The following is a 16,347-nucleotide window of genomic DNA, read 5'->3' as shown; positions in this document are numbered from 1 at the left end:
AACACGGAAGTTAAGCTCTTCAGCGCCGATGGTAGTCGGGGGTTTCCCCCTGTGAGAGTAGGACGCCGCCAAGCTATATTACCCAGTTCTTGATGAACTGGGTTTTTTATATGAAAGATCACATAGATATATAAAGCTAATGCCTTTCAAAGGCATTAGCTTTTTTGTTTACATTGATTTTGCTTTGCTGTTGTGATGTTGAAGATTGTTTGATTTTATTGTCTCGAGCATTCTTAAACTGAACACAATCAGCAGCATAAGGAGCATCAGTGCAGTAAACAGCCAGAACGCAGTTTGTGCGGGATATTCATCTAAGCTCCAGCCGACGGCGATCGGAAGGAGTGAACCTCCTAATCCGTTTGAAGCGAGCAGAATACTGGTAGTCGTTTCTGTCTTTCCGGGATAAAAATGATTCGTGATGATTAGGGCTATCGCAAACATGCCTGCCATGAACAGTCCTAAAAAGAAGCAAAGGGCAAAACCGAACCATACGTTTTTGCTTAATGCTAATACGGTAAGTGCAGCCAGACCGCCAATGCTTATGAGACGAAGATAACGGTGATATGTCAGCTTTTCTGATACCGGGCCTGTTAATAACCTTCCGATGATCATACCCGTCCAATACACTGTAACTGTTATCGTTGCCAAAGAGTTGGGGATATCCCATTTCTCAGCGAAGATGGAGGGGATAAAATGTACAATGGAAACTTCACTGCCGCCGTAAAAGAAGAAGTAAGCACCCGCCAAGGCAATAAACAGCAATCCGTGTGACCGATAACCGGTGCTTTCTTTTTGAGTGTCATCGGAAGGGACCTCTTTGCGGATGAGAAGCTGATCAATACTGCCGAAACTCATCTGCTTCCATGCAATTAATAGTGCAAAACTAGATAACCCTAATACTAAAAAAGCAATTGTCCACATGTGGTTGTTGATAAGAAAGCCTGAGAGCAGGGGCATGAAAAGCGCACCCAATCCGTAGGCCACTTCCATCTTGCTCATGGCCACAGCTTGTCTTTCTTTAATAGCGGTGAGGATGATTGTGCCTACGCAGGATTCCACCAACCCGGCGCCAAGCCCCGCGATGCTGACGAGAAGAAAGAGCAGCGGCCAGGGCGGCAGGAAGGTGATGAACATTTCACAGCTGATGAGGGCCAGACCAAAGATAACGACGTTTTTGCGCCCAAGCTTTTTCACCATGTAAGGCATTCCGATGACACCAATGAGAAAGCCCATGAACTGAGAGAATACCAATACTCCGCCATTACTGTAGCTTTGTGAATAATGTGTGAGTAACTCAGGCAGTACGGCTCCCAGAATAACAAGTGTAAAAGCAATCGATCCATAAGAAAAACAGCTTATCCACAGCAGACGAGTTTTCATCATTTTATCTCCTTATTGGTAAAATCATATTTCTCTCTACTCGTATGACATGACGTTTTTACAAAAAATCCAATTATTGTTACTATATCACATAACTTTTGCTCGTACATCCCTTATGGTAACGTTAACAAATTGTTAACATTTTTTACAAGAAAGATCGTTGACATTATTTTCAATAATTTATACGATAAAAAGCGAAATTCTAATAATTTCATAGGGGTGGTATTTGTGGGAACGAAGGAAATCACGAATCCAGACAGCTTGTATTACAGTGTTGACGATGTAGTAATGGAGCGCGGAGAAGGGATTTACCTGTACGATCAAGAGGGAAATGAGTACATTGATTGCGCCTCTGCCACGTTTAACTTGAATTTAGGATACGGTAACAAAGAGGTCATTGATACGGTTAAAGAACAAGCCGATAAACTGATCCATGTAACATCATCTTTTCAAACAGACGCCGTAAATAAACTGGCAGAAAAACTAGCAGAAATCGCCCCCGATAATCTCACAAAAGTACACCCTAAAGTCAGCAGCGGTTCCGGTGCAAATGAAGGAGCTATTAAAATGGCTCAGTATTACTCCGGAAAAACCGATGTCATCTCCTTATTTCGAAGCCACCTCGGACAAACGTATATGACTTCCGCTTTGTCCGGCAACTCATTCAGAAAAGAACCTTTCCCGCCGCAAATTTCTTTTGGCCTGCAAGTCCCCGATCCCTATTGCAGCCGCTGTTTTTATAATCAGAAACCTGATTCATGCGGTATGCTGTGCGTAGAAAGAATTAATGATTTTATTGAGTATGCGAGCAATGGAAAAATTGCCGCAATGATTATTGAACCGATATCCGGAAACGGTGGAAACGTCGTTCCGCCTAAAGAGTATTTTAAACAGCTGAGAAAGCTTTGTGATGAACATGATATCGCTCTGATTTTTGATGAAATTCAGACCGGATTCGGACGGACGGGCAAAATGTTTGCCGCGGACCACTTCGATGTGAAACCTAATATGATGACGGTAGCAAAAGGGCTCGGGGGCACAGGCTTCCAAGTCGCCGCCACTCTGACGGAGGACAAGTATACCGGGCTTCCGGGGTATACGCACTCCTTCACGTACGGCTCAAATGTGATGGCCGCCGCTGCCGCGTGTAAAACCATAGATATCATGCAGCGCCCGGGATTTTTGGAAAATGTAACGACGGTCGGTCATTATATTATGGATCGCTTAGAAACGATGAAAGAGGATTTCGCTTTTATTTCTGAGGTAAGAGGCGTCGGTCTTATGATCGGTGTGGAGATTGTTAAAGAGAACAATGAACCGGATGTGGAGCTGACCAATTATATTGCTAAACGGGCAATGGATTACGGGCTGATTCTCCGGACATCCCGTTACGGATTCGGAAATGTATTTAAGATCCGTCCGCCTTTAACCATAACACTTAGTGAAGCCGAAGTGCTCTGCTACAGACTTCGTAAGCTATTGGAGGAAATCAAGTGAGAGACTATATCATTGGGCTTGGACAATTTGTTTATCAAAAGGTGAAAAATCAAAAAGGCACACTGAAAAACCGGCTTGTAAACGGCTATTCCCCGGGAGGCGACGCCCAATTTAACATAGACGCCGCTGCTGAGGAGGCGGTGCTGGATTATATTCAAGAAAAGGGTCATCCGGTTGCTTTTTACACGGAGGATGGCGGCCTGAAGCTGATTGGAGAAGATCCGCAATATATTTTAATTGTAGATCCGATAGACGGAACGCGCCCGGCCGCCGCGGGACTTGAAATGTCGTGTATTTCGATTGCGCTTGCTTCGTATAAGCCAAACGCAAAGATTAAGGATATCGAATTTGCTTTTTTACTTGAATTGAAATCAGGCGCTTTTATGTACGGTGATATATACAGCGATGCCATTCATTTTGAAGGGTATCATGGAGAATTGCCGAATTTGAGCGGAGTGCGGGATATTAAAAATATGTTTTGGAGCCTTGAATTTAACGGGCATCCGGCGCAGCTGATGACGGACGCATACGGCCATCTGATTGACCAGTCAGCCAATAATGGCGGGGTTTTTGTTTTCAACAGCGCTTCTTATTCGATTTCACGAATTATCACGGGACAGATGGATGCTTATGTGGATATCGGCAATCGTCTGCTGAAAGATGATCCGAAGCTGCTTTCAGATTTTCAGCAGGTCGGGAACGGGCAGGTGCTGCATTTGTTTCCTTATGATATTGCCGCAAGCGTCTTTTTGGCGAAGAAGGCGGGAGTGATCATTACGGATGCATACGGCCGGTCTTTGGACGAAACACTTCTGACAGATTTAAGTTATCAGAATCAGCAATCATGTATTGCGGCATCAACGAAAGAGCTTCATCAAACATTGTTAGACCAAATCCGCTGGGGCAGAAAGGAAGAGAAATATGAAGGCGTTGGTCTGGACTCCTAATGATAAGCTTGAATATCAAGAGGTGGACGAGCCTCAAATTCGGAAATCCAATGATGTGAAAGTGAAAATTTTCGGCACCGGTATCTGCGGAACGGACTTAAATGTGCTGAAAGGAAAAATGAATGCAACCCATCATATGATTATGGGGCATGAATCGGTGGGAGCGGTCGTGGAAATCGGACCGGACGTGACAAATGTAAAAGTCGGAGACCGCGTCGTGATAGATCCTACGCAGTTTTGCGGGAAATGTCATTATTGCCGGAGAGGGCTGACGTGTTATTGCGAAACCTTCGAGGATTGGCAGCTCGGAATCGGGGCGCACGGAACGTTTGCGGAATATTACGTGGGGGAAGACAGGTTCATGTACAGAATTCCGGATTCAATGGAATGGGAGCGGGCCACATTGGTTGAGCCTCTCTCCTGTGTACTGAATGTTGTGGACAAGGCTTCGATTCAGCCGCAGGACTCGGTCTTGGTTTTGGGCTCCGGACCGATCGGACTGCTTGTGCAAATGATGGTGAAAAAACTGGCGCGATTGACGGTTGCGACTGAAATAGGCAGTTTCCGAAGCGAGGCGGCGAGCCGGATATCGGATTATGTCTACCACCCTGAAGCATTAACCGTGGATGAAGTGAAACGGATTAATCAAGGAAGAAAATTTGATGTGATTTTTGACGCCATCGGCAACCAGCTTGATTGGGCTTATCCTTTCATTGAAAAGGGAGGCAGAATCGTGCCGATGGGCTTTGATGATACGTATGAGATGACGGTCAGGCCGTACCAGCTGCTGTCAAACGGCGTAACGATTGTGGGCACAGGTGAAGCCCGCCAGATCATGGAGGCTGCGTTAGCATGCGCGTCCGACCTTCCGCAGCTCTATGATTTTATTACGGAAAAGACGGAACTGAAGAATTATGAAGAAGCCATTGATCATCTCATGGGCATCGACCCGGTGACAAAAGAAAGAAAGGATATCAGCGCAATAAAAACGATTCTTGTGTCTGATCCGGAACTTTTATAAAAGCGGAAACGGCTCCAGTGAGAGTCGTTTTCTTTTCTTATTTATACGGTCTTGCACATTTCTTTAAAATTTAATATGATACTCTTTGTTAACAATTCCTTTCCTCAACGACATTATACTCTGAGCGTGTCCTCTTTTTCCCCGTAAGCTTGCCTCATATTCCACAGAGAAAATCAATGTTTCCAACTGATAGGGTGCGGATTTTTATAGTGAAAAGGAGTCGTTATCATTTGAAAGATTATACATTACAGCAGCAATGGTTCGGAAATGTCCGTAAAGACATTCTGGCCGGTATTCTGGTTGCTCTCGCTCTGATCCCTGAGGCGATCGGATTTTCAATTATTGCAGGTGTCGATCCGATGGTCGGCCTTTATGCATCATTTTGTATCGCGATTATTATTTCTATCTTCGGCGGCAGACCGGGAATGATTTCAGCCGTTACGGGTTCAATGGCGGTTGTCATGGTGACATTGGTGGCTGATTACGGGCTGCAGTATTTGTTTGCGGCAACCATTCTGACAGGTATTATTCAATTTATTCTTGGTGTCAGTAAGATAGCGAAATTGATGAAATTTATTCCGCGTTCGGTCATGATCGGATTTGTGAATGCTTTGGCGATCTTGATTTTTTCTGCGCAGCTGCCGCAGTTCAAAGGAGCTTCATGGGTCATGTACGCCATGCTTGCCGGATCACTGGCTATCATATATCTATTGCCGAAGGTTACGACGGCTGTGCCGTCTCCGCTGGTGGCGATTATTGTCATGACGATCATTGCGGTGGTCTTCCATGCGGATGTCCGCACGGTCGGTGATATGGGCGGGATTACAAGTTCACTTCCGCATTTCTTGATACCGGATGTTCCGTGGACGTTTGAGACATTGCGGATTATTTTCCCGTATTCTCTGGCGCTTGCATTCGTCGGATTGCTCGAGTCATTGCTGACAGCCCAGATCATTGATGAAATGACGGATACGGATAGTGATAAGAACAAAGAAAGCCGCGGACAAGGCATCGCCAATATTGTGAACGGATTTTTCGGAGGCATGGCCGGATGCGCCATGATCGGCCAGTCTGTCATTAATACGAAAGCCGGCGGACGCGGCCGGTTATCGGCTTTTACGGCCGGCGCGTTTTTAATGTTTTTAATTGCCGTATTAAGCGGTATCGTCGTGAAAATTCCGATGGCTGCGCTGGTGGCCGTGATGGTTATGGTGTCCGTCGGCACGTTCGACTGGTCATCGATTAAAGGTTTGCGGAAAGCGCCCCTTACTGATTCGATCGTTATGGTTATTACCGTCGTGACGGTCGTCCTGACAAATGATTTATCAAAGGGTGTCTTCGCGGGTGTGCTGCTAAGCGCGATCTTTTTTACGGCGAAAATTTCTAAGCTGAAGATTGTGTCACATTCCGAACAGAAAGATGTCAGAACATATAAGGTAACGGGACAGATCTTTTTTGCTTCCGTGTCTGAACTGATGAATGCCATCGTTTATGATGAAGACGTGAAGCGGATTGTCATTGATTTGACCGATGCCCATGTGTGGGATGATTCGGGAGCGGCGGCTCTTGAGAAAATTGTCGCCAAATGTAAAGAATACGGAATTGAGGCTGAATTAAAGGGATTAAATCAGAAAAGCCGAGATTTAATGAAACAAATGGCATAGAATTTGTGAAGTCCGGATGAATATATCCGGGCTTTTTTTCGGTTAAATTTGCCGGGGTGCATTGTTATAATGAATGAGACTTGAAAACCGTATATAGGAGACTTGCATATGATGTGGCTTCATAAGTTGAACCAAGTGTTGGGGAGAATCATGCCGCTTTTGACTCCGTCAAGTGTGGCGGCGGGTGTGCTGTTATCTCAGCATATCAGCTGGATGGCCGGCGCTGTGCCGTGGATATTTGCATTTATTACATTTACGGGCAGTCTGAGTGCCAATTTTCAATCGCTGAAGCGCAGTATCGAGAAGCCGCTCCCGATGATCATGGCATTGTTTGTTCTGCATATTTTCATGCCTGTTTTTGCATGGGGAAGCGGCCATCTGATTTTCAGCGGTGACCCTTTAACTGTGACGGGGCTGATTATGGGTGTGGTGATTCCGACCGGAATTACGAGTTTGATTTGGGCTGCGATGTATAAGGGAAATGTCGGATTGACGCTGTCTATTATCCTGGTTGATACCGTGCTTTCTCCTTTTATCGTGCCGTTAAGCCTGTCTGTCCTGGCCGGGGCGAATGTTCAGATGGATGTGTGGGGAATGATGAAAGGGCTGGCGGAGATGGTGGTGATTCCATCCATCGCAGGGATGATAGTCAACCAGTTTTCCCCGCCGGTAAGGACTCAGGCGATAAGCCGGTCGCTGTCTCCTTTTTCAAAAATCTGTCTGATGATTGTCATTGCCATTAACAGTTCGGAAATCGCGCCGTATGTCACGCACGTGGATATCAAATTTGCGGGCATCGCAGGCATGGTATTTTTTATTGCCATGACGGGTTATGCCGTGGCTTGGCTGATCGGAAGACTGATGAAGCGGAGCCAGGATGAAATCGTGTCTCTGATTTATACGGGGGGCATGCGCAATATCAGCGCCGGAGCCGTTCTCGCCGTGTCTTTCTTTCCGTCTCAAGTGGCGGTTCCGGTCGTCATCGGGATGCTTTTTCAGCAAATCCTTGCCGCTTTGTTCGGCTATTTGCTGAGACGCTTTGAACTTAAGCCGGTCGTGATGAAGTATGAAAAAAACCGCTCAGCTACGTGAGCGGTTTTTTTCCGTACAGCCATCTTAGTGCTGCATTGAATTGTCGTTTGAATGCTTCTTGATGGTGCACGGTGCCTTCTTCAACAGTGAAAGAGAGCTGAGATTGAGAAAAGCCTTTTTGCCTCAGGCTTTCATGCACGTCTTGATTTTGTCGGATCATGGTGTTTTGGATGTTGTTTTTATGCTCAGCTTCGCGGCTGCCGACAGACATATAGATACGCCGCCGTGCCGGACGCAAAGATGCGGAGCGGACATACTCTGTTGATTTTTCATACCAGAAGGAACCGGAAATACAGCCGATTCTGCCGAATATTTCAGGCTTCTGTAACATCGCGTATACCGAAAACAGTCCGCCTAATGACGCGCCGATCAGGCCTCTCGTTTCCGGATGTGCAGAAATGTGATGCATATCTTCAACAGTGGGAATGATGACATTTGTCAGCTCCTCGAGAAAGAGCCTCCCTTTGCCGCCGAAATCATGAAACGCAGGGCTCAGGGAAGGCGCGGGCCACGGCGTGTACTCATCGAGCCTGTCAGCCGGTTTGATGCCGATGAAAATCAATTCGGGAAGTGTTCCGTTCGCAAATTGGGATTCAAGGTTATCCATCTGTTCTAAAAACAAAGAACCCCCGTCCAGTACGTATACACAGGGTACAGCCCCTGTTTGAACCGAATAGGAGTGAGGAAGATACACAGTGCATTCCTTTCCGTTTATCCGGTGTTCTGTAAGGGTGCCTCTCATGCATCCAGCCCCTTCTTCTGCTTAAACAGAAGAAAAAAGAAATAAGGAACGCCGAGAATCGCAAGAATAATTCCCGCCGGCACTTCTGAAGGCTGAAAGAACAATTTGCCCGCAAAGTCGGCGGATATGACGAGGAGCATACCGACCAATCCGCTGACCGGTAATGAGTATCTGTGCTCAATCCCGGCGAGCCTGCGGGAAATATGGGGCGCGATCAGTCCGACAAATGCCATGCTGCCCGCTGCGGTTACACATGCGCTGATCAAAGCGATGCAGGCAATGAGTAAAATCGTTTTTTCTTTATTGGTTGAAACGCCGAGGCTTTTCACCGTGTCCTCATCGAAACGAATGGTATCCAGCAATGACGTTTTCGCCATAAGAAGAGGAATGAACAAGATCAGCCACGGAAGGATCGCCGTAATGGTCATCCAGTTTGCCGACCAGATGCTGCCGTTTTTCCAAACCATCGCCATCTCATAATCCTGCGGGTCCATTTTTAATGAAAGAAATAAAGACAGCGCGCTGAAACCGGAATTCATGGCGATCCCGACGAGAATAATTCTGCCCGATTCCAGATGCCCCCGGTGCCAGGCGAAAATATAGATCAGCACGGCCGCCATCAATCCTCCGATGAGGCCGAAGACAGGCATACCCATCGCAGAGGCAAGTGCCGTCGCTTCAGATTGTCCCTGAAACAGAAGCATAAACGTGACGATTCCGGCTCCGGCTCCTGCATTAATGCCCAAAATACCGGGATCGGCAAGACCGTTTTTGGTAATGGCCTGAATAACAGCTCCGGCTATCCCCAACCCGAGTCCGATGGCAGCAGCCATGACAATGCGCGGCAGCCTCAGCTGAAACAGCAAAATGTCATATTGCGGATTCGGATGGATGCGGAAAAGCGTACTGAGCAGTTCACCCGGCTTTGCGGAAAAAGAACCGCTTGTCATGCTGAAATAGCTTACGAGCAATATGAGAGCAATCAGAATGATATAAATTCCGGCCATTTTACGCACCACGCTGATCCCCTCCTTTTCTTTTAATCAAATAAAGAAAGAAAGGAACACCGATGATAGAAGTGACAACTTCAATAGGCGTCTCAAACGGGTAATTGATGAATCGGCTGGCAAGGTCACAAAGGGTCAGGAAGACGCCGCCGATGATGCACGCGCATGGGATCAGCCTGCTGTAGTCCGATCCGACGAGAAAACGTGTGATGTGCGGAACGACCAAACCGACAAAGGCAATTTTTCCGGCGAGTGCCACCGAGCTTCCGGTCAATATGACAACGGCCGCCATCGCCATGAGTTTGATGGTTCTTTTCTGTTGTCCCAGACTTTTTGAAATGTCGTCTCCTAATGATACGGCAGTGACCTTTTTGCTGAGAATCATGGCCGTGATGATTCCGATCGCAAAAAACGGGACGGCCAGTTTCAAAAAATCAGGGTTCATTTGATGCAGTCTCGCACTGTACCAAAAACTGAGATCCTGCGAAATTTGAAAATAAATCGAAAGCGCAGCCGACAGACTGCTGAGAAGCATACTGGTCACCGTTCCGATAATGGCAAGCTGCACCGGGGTAAAACCGCCGGGAAGAATGGAGGCCAGCCCGAAAACAAGAGCGGCGCCGAATGCGGAACCGATAAACGAGTATATGATCATTTCAATGGATGTCGATTGAGGGAGCAATACCATGCAAAGGGTGATGATAAAAGCGGAGCCGTCCGACACACCCATGATCGAAGGCGAGGCCAGATAGTTCCGTGTGATTCCCTGCATGAGCGCTCCGGAAACAGCAAGGGCGGCGCCGATAAACATAGCGCCGGCAGCCCTCGGGATTCTTGAATGCCATATGATCTGATGGTCGGTATTCTCCGGATTAAAGTGCAGCAATGCGGAGAACACGGTATGGAAGTCAAGCTGCTTTGCGCCGTATAAAACGGAAAGCAGCAGTGACAGAACAATGGCAATCGGTGAAGCAATGATAATAATGTGTGTCCGCCGTTTTGCATACATGTGAAAAACCTACTCTTTATTAGTCTTGAGTCAATTTGTCAGCCGCAACCTGTAAGAAGCGGATTTTACTCCAAGCGGTTCCGCCTTGGGCTAATGGATCGATCGTATTGACGTATACATGGTCTTTTTTGACTGCCGTCAGGCTCTTCCAAATCGGATTTTTCTCTAAGTCTTTCAAAGCGTCCGGCTTATCTGCGTTTTCGTCATCAGAGAATTGTACGAAGATATGGTCAGGGTTCATTTCGCTTAATTTTTCAAGAGAAATCAGTTCCTGCGCTTTCGCCGCTTTAACTTCGTCCGGCGCCTTCAGGCCTAAATCACCGTAAAGCGTGGAATTGAAATAAACTTGTTCAGGATAAATATAAATATTGCCTTGTCTGATTCTGATGACCAGCGCGTTTGACTGTTTCGCTTTGCTGTTGATCTTTGTTTTTGTCTTTTTCAGGTCCTGTTCGTAATCTGCGATGATTTTTTTCGCTTTTTTCTCTTTATCTGTAAGCTGGGCGAGCAGCATCATGTTTTCTTTCCAGTTTGATGAGATATGAGAGACAGGGATCGTTTCAGCGGTGCCGCTCAATTTTTTCAACGTTTTTTCCGGGAATTTGGTTGATGCCAGAATGACGTCTGGCTGCAGCTCAAGAATTTTTTCCATATTCGGCTGCATTTTTTCTCCCGTTGATACGGATTTATCTGTAATATCTTGAAACAGTTCCGGGAATTTGCCGGAGAAAGAAATTGCTCCTGCCGGATGAACGTCAAGCAATTTGGCGTCTTCCATTGACTCTACGCTGCCTGTAATGGCGATTTTGTCAGTCGGCGCTTTGACTTCATATGTTTTTCCGAGATATTCGATTTTCTTTTTATCTGAAGAAGCGTCCTTTCCTTTACTTGCTGTATCAGATGTTTCTGAGCTTCCGCAAGCCGCGGCCGTGAAAGCCAAAAGCAAAATCATGAAAGCGAATGCCAATTTCTTCATCTATTGTTCCTCCTGTTCAATTGATAACTATTATCAATTGGAATTATAGAGAAGGAACAGGGATAAGACCATGGATAATTTCCGGTATTACCATGGACGATCTTCGGATAAAATGGAAATGCTTTGCTCGATCATCCGCTGATGTCCGCTTGGAGAATATTCAATCCACGGGTCAGATGATATGGGAAACACGCGTTTATTGCTGACGGCTCTAAGGTTCTGCCATATCCCGGTCTGCTGAATCCGCTGAAAATAACGAAGCGTTTCCGGTTCTTTACAAGTGAAAAGCATGATGCAGTCAGCCTGGCAATCCGCCAGCATTTCCAAGGAAATCTTTTCGTCAGGAGCAAAAGATTCCGGTTTTGCGGAGGCAAAGCCTAAATCACCGAAGAAGACATCCTCAATACTGTTGTTATGGGCGATGTACATATTTTCTTTATATACACGGATAAATAAGAACCGCTGATGCCGCACGTGTTTAAGAGCATCTTTCGCTGAATGGGCGAGACTTTGATAAGCTTTAAGCCAGTGCCGCGCTTCCTGCTCTTCATTCAAATATGCGGCTGTGCGAAGAAACTGGTCTCTCCAATTCTCTTGAGCCGGAAGGTAAAAAACGTCAGTGATGTCATTCAGGCGCTGTTTTTCTTCTTCACTGACAGAATCAAGACTGAAAATGATGTCCGGGGCAGCTTGGGAAAGCGTGTGCAGGTTCTCTTCCCAATTTGCATTATAGCGGTAAGCACTCAGGTGAACCGGAATATCAGAAGAGAATTGTTTGTAATAATAGGCCGTCCATTTCGGGTGCAGCGCCGCAGCGTAAGGCACGTGATGCAGAGGAATCAGATGCCCCATCGTTTCTTTTCCGTAAGCGGCCATTTTTGTGCGCCTTTTTTTCATATAGCTTGTAGGTGAGCTGCCGGTATGTTTTTTAAAGATGCGGCTGAAATAAAATTCGTCCTGGTAGCCGATTTGATGAGCGATTTCCCGCAGTTTGCAGTTTGCCTTGGCCATCAGTTTTTTCGCATTGGTTATGCGGATGTCTGTGATATATTCAGTTACGCTCTGCCCGTATAGTTTTTTAAAGGTTTCACTGTAATGCTTGGGACTGATTCCCGCCATATGAGCGAGCTGGGTGAGCGTGATTTTTGTGTCGGACTGAGCATGTATGAATTGTTTTGTCTGTTCGATCGCCGCTTTCGTATTATTTTGATGGCATACTTTTGCGGCATAAAGGTCGTACATCAGCTGCTGAAAGTCGGCTGTATATTTCATTTTCTGCAATGCATCCGCCGATCGCACGTTTTCAGAAAGTGACTGAAGACGGCTTGTCAAATGATCAACCGTTTGTAAATTCATTTGCTGAAGTCCGTGGAAGATGTCTTCCCCATTATCCGGAAGCATCGCTTCATCATCTGATAAATAGGAGAAAACACGGAGTCTGACGATATACAAATGGATGCCGCCTGACGATATAGGGGCAATATTGAATGTCTCATCACAAGGACAGATGTAGAGCGTTTCCTTCTGCAGCGGAAAGCTGTCTGTTCCGATATCAATTTGTCCCTCGCCTTTCACATGAAAGATCAATACGGGGGAATCAGTGAGCTGATGCTCTGACAGAAGGTCGGCTGTTTTTTTTACGGAGATGATATCAATGGGCTGAAAGAATAATGTGTTTTTCATGAGAAACCACCTTTTAGGAAACATTCATTTAAATGATAACTGTTATCATTTAAATTGTACCAAATAAATGAATGTTTTCCTATAAAAAGCGGAAATGTGAAATGTGTCAAAATGTTACACGTGTAACACGAATGTTGTCAGTATATGAGGTATTGTTTTCTTAGAGTTTTGAATTGGTCCAGCCGGCGTTGATATGTGCCGGTGATGTCTTCAATGGAAGCGCCTTTTTCTATTTTTTTGCGTACCCAGCCGTTTCCGATCAGCTTGTCAAAAGAGCCTGTCGGCAAGAAGGAAAAGTCATTCGGATATAAGTCATGCATGGTTTTCAGAATGGAAAGCCCTGTTTTTGCCGCTTCAAATGTGTTTCTGTTTGTTACGTAGACTTGAACGCCGTGGCACAGCTTGCCCTGGTGCTTGGAGAAGCTGGGGGTAAATGATGCGGCTCTGAAGGCGACGCCCGGAAGCTTGAGACTGTTCAGGCGTTCTTCGAGCTCGGTGCTTTTCATATAAGGCGCGCCGATAAGTTCAAACGGCTTTGTCGTGCCCCTTCCTTCGGATACGTTTGTACCTTCGATTAGTCCTGTCGCCGAATATGCGAATATGCTGTCCGGGGTCGGGATATTAGGCGAAGGGAGGACGAACGGCAGACCGGTATCTTCAATTGTCATCGTCCGCTTCCAGCGCTTCATTTTTACGACGGTGAGGTCGGCGCCAATATGAAACTCTTTATTGAATAAAAGAGCAAGCTCACCGATCGTCATGCCGTGCTTCAGCGGGATCGGATATAGTCCGACAAATGAAGCGTAATCCGGTTCAAGAACCGGGCCGTCCGGATTTCGTCCGCCTTGCGGATTCGGCCGGTCCAATACATAAAAAGGTATGCCTTTTTCTTTGGCAGCTTCCATGGCATAGGCCATTGTATAAATGTAGGTGTAGTATCGTGTTCCGACATCCTGAATATCGAAAATCAGCACATCTGTATCTTTCAGCATGTCAGGCGTCGGTTTCCTCGTTTCCCCGTACAGGCTGTAGACGGGAAGCCCTGTTTTTTCGTCTATATAGGATGTGACTTTGTCTCCGGCCTGAGCATCGCCGCGGACACCGTGCTCCGGTCCGAATAATGCCGTCAAGTGGATGTCTGGTGCCTCATACAGCACGTCAACGCTGCTTTTCAATGAATTATTCACACCGGTCGGGTTGGTGATCAGCCCGACCCTTTTTCCCTTCAGTTCCTGTTTATAATCTTTCAGCAGGCGGTCGATGCCTGTTTGGATGCTTGGTTTTTTGGCGGTATGAAGGTTTCTGTCAGAAGCCGCCGAGACTGCCGTCATAGCACTGATGACGACTAATCCGGCAAGAAGCGCAGCCGTTTGTTTTTTCATGATCTGTCCTCCTGTTTAAAGCGGTTTTCCGGTCTTCAGATTGATACCGAAACCATAAGGATAGAGTGTCGTTCCCGGATGAGTGACGGAAGGAATGTCAGCGGGCAGCCTGCCTTGCGGTTTTGTCTGTCCGAATATCGCTTCAACGCCTGCCGGAATGTTTGGCTGGAGAAATTGTCCGTCTGTAAATCCTTTAAAGCCGTAGACTGCGATAAGGGCTTCAGCTTCTTCAAAGTTCGCAGCGTCATATGGATTACGCAGGCTCATCAGCACAAAGGGTTTTTTGTTCGATTGTGCGGCTTTCATGACGGCCCGCGGAAATGCAGTCGTCCACTTGCCGGGATCTGTGACGGAATCGTCAATGACGCCGTCGTTTACGACAGGATCATTTTTCACGACATATGAGCCTGTAATCACGTAATCAGCGTCAGATATCAGCTTTTTGTGCTCATCATGAAATGTGCGCTCGGCGAAGTTCATTTTACTGATGGTTACCGGTCGGATTTTTTTCTTCTTGATGAGCTGCCGAATGGTTTGTTCCATTGACGCTGTCTGATCTTCATAAGGAGCGGCAATGAGAACGCGGCTGTTCTTTTTCGGTTTGAATGGGAGCGTGCGGTTTTTGTTTTGTAAGACGGTGACGGATCTTTCCGCGATTTGTTTTTCAGCTTTCAGGTGATTTTTGCTGCCGACGGTTTTCTTTGCTTTTGCAATCTTCTTTTTCAGATTTGTCTCTTTCGGTGCGGGATATATCCCTCGTTTTATTTTCAGGGAAATGATGCGTTCCGCTGATTTGTTAATTTGCTGCAGCGGAATATCCCCTTTTTGTACCGCCTTTTTTAAAGCGGAATGAACCCGGGCAAAGCGATTTTCCGTTTGCAGCGATGTCACTTGGGCCGGCATCAGGGCAATATCGACTCCTGCTTTTACTGCCATGACGACCGCCTCTTCCTGGCCGAAATGATCGGCAATGGCTTTCATATTTAATGCATCCGTAACGATGACGCCGTTAAATCCCATTTCCTCACGGAGAAGATGAGTCATCACTTTTTTCGAGAGTGTGGCGGGTACGAGAATGTCTGAACCGTCCAGCTTGCTTTTATAGGTTGTATCGTCAAAAGCGGGAAATTGCACATGGGCTGTCATGATCATATCAGCTCCGGCCTGAATGGCCTTCCGGAACGGATAAAGTTCAATCTGACGCAGCCTTTCTTGATTGTGGGTGACAAGCGGAAGGCCGTAGTGGCTGTCGACATCCGTGTCGCCGTGTCCCGGGAAATGTTTGACGGCGGCAGCGACATCCTGCTTTTGCTGAGCCTTCATTGAGGCAAGGCCGAGTGAAGCTGTCAGATCACGGTCTGAACTGAACGACCTGACGCCGATGACAGGGTTCCCGGGATTATTATTGATATCGAGAACGGGAGCGAAATTCGTATTAATGCCCAGTACTTTCAGTTCTTTGCCGATAATGGCGCCGGTCTGGGACGCGTAAGCTGTTTTTCTCGCGGCTCCGAGCGCCATATTGCCTGGGAAATGAGTACCTTCACCAAGTCTGGTTACGATGCCGCCCTCCTGATCAATACCTAATAATAGCGGAATGTCAGGGCTCGCCTTTTGAAAGGCATTTGTCAGGCGTACTGTTTGCTCAGTGTTTTTTACATTTTCTGCAAATAAGATAACGCCGCCGAACCGGTACTTTTGAATAAGCCCTGCAACTTCGTCATTCATTTGGGTAAGAGCCTCAGGTGATGACTGCCCCTTTTTTTGCCAATTTCGAAAATCAGGCATGAGCATCTGCCCTAATTTTTCATCTAATGTCATACGGGATACTGCTTGTTCCGCCTGTGACGGAATGTCCGGTTTTGTCGATGCATGATGCGTGCCGAAAACAATGAACAACAGTAATACAGCTGAGATGACAAGTTTCATGATGGTGCCCTCCTGCCG

Annotated in this window: 12 protein-coding genes, 1 rRNA gene and 1 pseudogene; 6 read left to right on the top strand and 8 right to left on the bottom strand. The window is 46.7% G+C overall.

The features are described 5' to 3' along the window. Positions 1-74 (top strand): 5S ribosomal RNA (rrf, locus tag SB724_RS22225); the annotation flags it as partial. A 94-nt stretch (positions 75-168) separates the two neighbouring features. Here rrf and SB724_RS18810 read toward each other — a convergent pair. Further along, entirely contained in the window at positions 169-1,380 is a 1,212-nt protein-coding gene (locus SB724_RS18810; RefSeq protein ID WP_171006735.1) for an MFS transporter, read from the bottom strand. 228 nt (positions 1,381-1,608) lie between these two features. Between SB724_RS18810 and SB724_RS18805 the strand changes: the two genes are divergently transcribed. From SB724_RS18805 to SB724_RS18785, 5 genes are all read left to right on the top strand, one after another. Next, positions 1,609-2,877: an aspartate aminotransferase family protein gene (locus SB724_RS18805; RefSeq protein WP_029326112.1), complete on the top strand. Its 1,269-nt coding sequence runs from the start codon at positions 1,609-1,611 to the stop codon at positions 2,875-2,877. Beyond that, positions 2,874-3,824, top strand: coding sequence for an inositol monophosphatase family protein (locus SB724_RS18800; RefSeq protein WP_061581703.1), 951 nt, complete (start codon positions 2,874-2,876; stop codon positions 3,822-3,824). Before SB724_RS18805 ends, SB724_RS18800 begins: the two co-directional genes overlap by 4 nt. After that, positions 3,799-4,845, top strand: a complete 1,047-nt coding sequence (locus SB724_RS18795) for a zinc-dependent alcohol dehydrogenase (protein WP_061581704.1) — start codon at positions 3,799-3,801, stop codon at positions 4,843-4,845. Before SB724_RS18800 ends, SB724_RS18795 begins: the two co-directional genes overlap by 26 nt. A gap of 230 nt (positions 4,846-5,075) precedes the next feature. After that, on the top strand, positions 5,076-6,509 hold the full coding sequence (locus SB724_RS18790) for a SulP family inorganic anion transporter (protein WP_410572287.1): 1,434 nt from the start codon (positions 5,076-5,078) through the stop codon (positions 6,507-6,509). 150 nt (positions 6,510-6,659) lie between these two features. Then, complete coding sequence (locus SB724_RS18785) at positions 6,660-7,601, top strand: bile acid:sodium symporter family protein (protein WP_099567254.1); 942 nt, start codon at positions 6,660-6,662, stop codon at positions 7,599-7,601. Here the strand turns inward: SB724_RS18785 and SB724_RS18780 are convergent. The 7 genes and pseudogenes from SB724_RS18780 to SB724_RS18750 all read right to left on the bottom strand — a co-directional run bounded on the left by SB724_RS18780 (position 7,590) and on the right by SB724_RS18750 (position 16,329). Further along, positions 7,590-8,343 (bottom strand): annotated as a pseudogene (locus tag SB724_RS18780) (alpha/beta hydrolase). The gene SB724_RS18785 and the pseudogene SB724_RS18780 overlap by 12 nt on opposite strands. Then, on the bottom strand, positions 8,340-9,350 hold the full coding sequence (gene feuC / locus SB724_RS18775; protein WP_032872817.1) for an iron ABC transporter permease FeuC: 1,011 nt from the start codon (positions 9,348-9,350) through the stop codon (positions 8,340-8,342). Before feuC ends, SB724_RS18780 begins: the two are co-directional and overlap by 4 nt. Position 9,351: 1 nt before the next feature. Beyond that, a complete protein-coding gene (locus tag SB724_RS18770; protein ID WP_007609051.1) occupies positions 9,352-10,359 on the bottom strand; it encodes a FecCD family ABC transporter permease in 1,008 nt (335 codons plus the stop codon). Between the two features lie 19 nt (positions 10,360-10,378). Next, the gene (locus SB724_RS18765; RefSeq protein ID WP_410572284.1) at positions 10,379-11,335 is read right to left on the bottom strand and encodes an ABC transporter substrate-binding protein; all 957 of its coding nucleotides are present in this window, start codon (positions 11,333-11,335) and stop codon (positions 10,379-10,381) included. 87 nt (positions 11,336-11,422) lie between these two features. Beyond that, positions 11,423-13,018 (bottom strand): bacillibactin transport transcriptional regulator Btr, encoded by a 1,596-nt coding sequence (gene btr, locus SB724_RS18760; RefSeq protein WP_410572282.1) that lies wholly within the window; start codon positions 13,016-13,018, stop codon positions 11,423-11,425. 137 nt (positions 13,019-13,155) lie between these two features. Then, on the bottom strand, positions 13,156-14,400 hold the full coding sequence (locus SB724_RS18755; protein WP_410564456.1) for an exo-beta-N-acetylmuramidase NamZ family protein: 1,245 nt from the start codon (positions 14,398-14,400) through the stop codon (positions 13,156-13,158). A 15-nt stretch (positions 14,401-14,415) separates the two neighbouring features. Beyond that, positions 14,416-16,329 carry a glycoside hydrolase family 3 protein gene (locus SB724_RS18750; RefSeq protein WP_410572280.1) on the bottom strand — a complete coding sequence of 638 codons (1,914 nt, stop codon included), beginning with the start codon at positions 16,327-16,329 and terminating at the stop codon, positions 14,416-14,418. Positions 16,330-16,347 lie beyond the last annotated feature (18 nt).

It is taken from the genome of Bacillus sp. SIMBA_031 (assembly GCF_046535225.1).
Lineage (GTDB): Bacteria > Bacillota > Bacilli > Bacillales > Bacillaceae > Bacillus > Bacillus velezensis.
The sequence above is the reverse complement of the archived record's forward strand: the minus strand, read 5'-3'. Positions and strand labels throughout refer to the sequence as shown.

Bases quoted from the DNA above. Each gene is read 5' to 3' on its own strand.
- SB724_RS18810 (WP_171006735.1), bottom strand. From the start codon at position 1,380: ATGAAAACTCGTCTGCTGTGGATAAGCTGTTTTTCTTATGGATCGATT.
- SB724_RS18795 (WP_061581704.1), top strand. From the start codon at position 3,799: ATGAAGGCGTTGGTCTGGACTCCTAATGATAAGCTTGAATATCAAGAG.
- SB724_RS18785 (WP_099567254.1), top strand. From the start codon at position 6,660: ATGCCGCTTTTGACTCCGTCAAGTGTGGCGGCGGGTGTGCTGTTATCT.
- feuC (WP_032872817.1), bottom strand. From the start codon at position 9,350: ATGGCCGGAATTTATATCATTCTGATTGCTCTCATATTGCTCGTAAGC.
- SB724_RS18770 (WP_007609051.1), bottom strand. From the start codon at position 10,359: ATGTATGCAAAACGGCGGACACACATTATTATCATTGCTTCACCGATT.
- SB724_RS18765 (WP_410572284.1), bottom strand. From the start codon at position 11,335: ATGAAGAAATTGGCATTCGCTTTCATGATTTTGCTTTTGGCTTTCACG.
- btr (WP_410572282.1), bottom strand. From the start codon at position 13,018: ATGAAAAACACATTATTCTTTCAGCCCATTGATATCATCTCCGTAAAA.
- SB724_RS18755 (WP_410564456.1), bottom strand. From the start codon at position 14,400: ATGAAAAAACAAACGGCTGCGCTTCTTGCCGGATTAGTCGTCATCAGT.
- SB724_RS18750 (WP_410572280.1), bottom strand. From the start codon at position 16,329: ATGAAACTTGTCATCTCAGCTGTATTACTGTTGTTCATTGTTTTCGGC.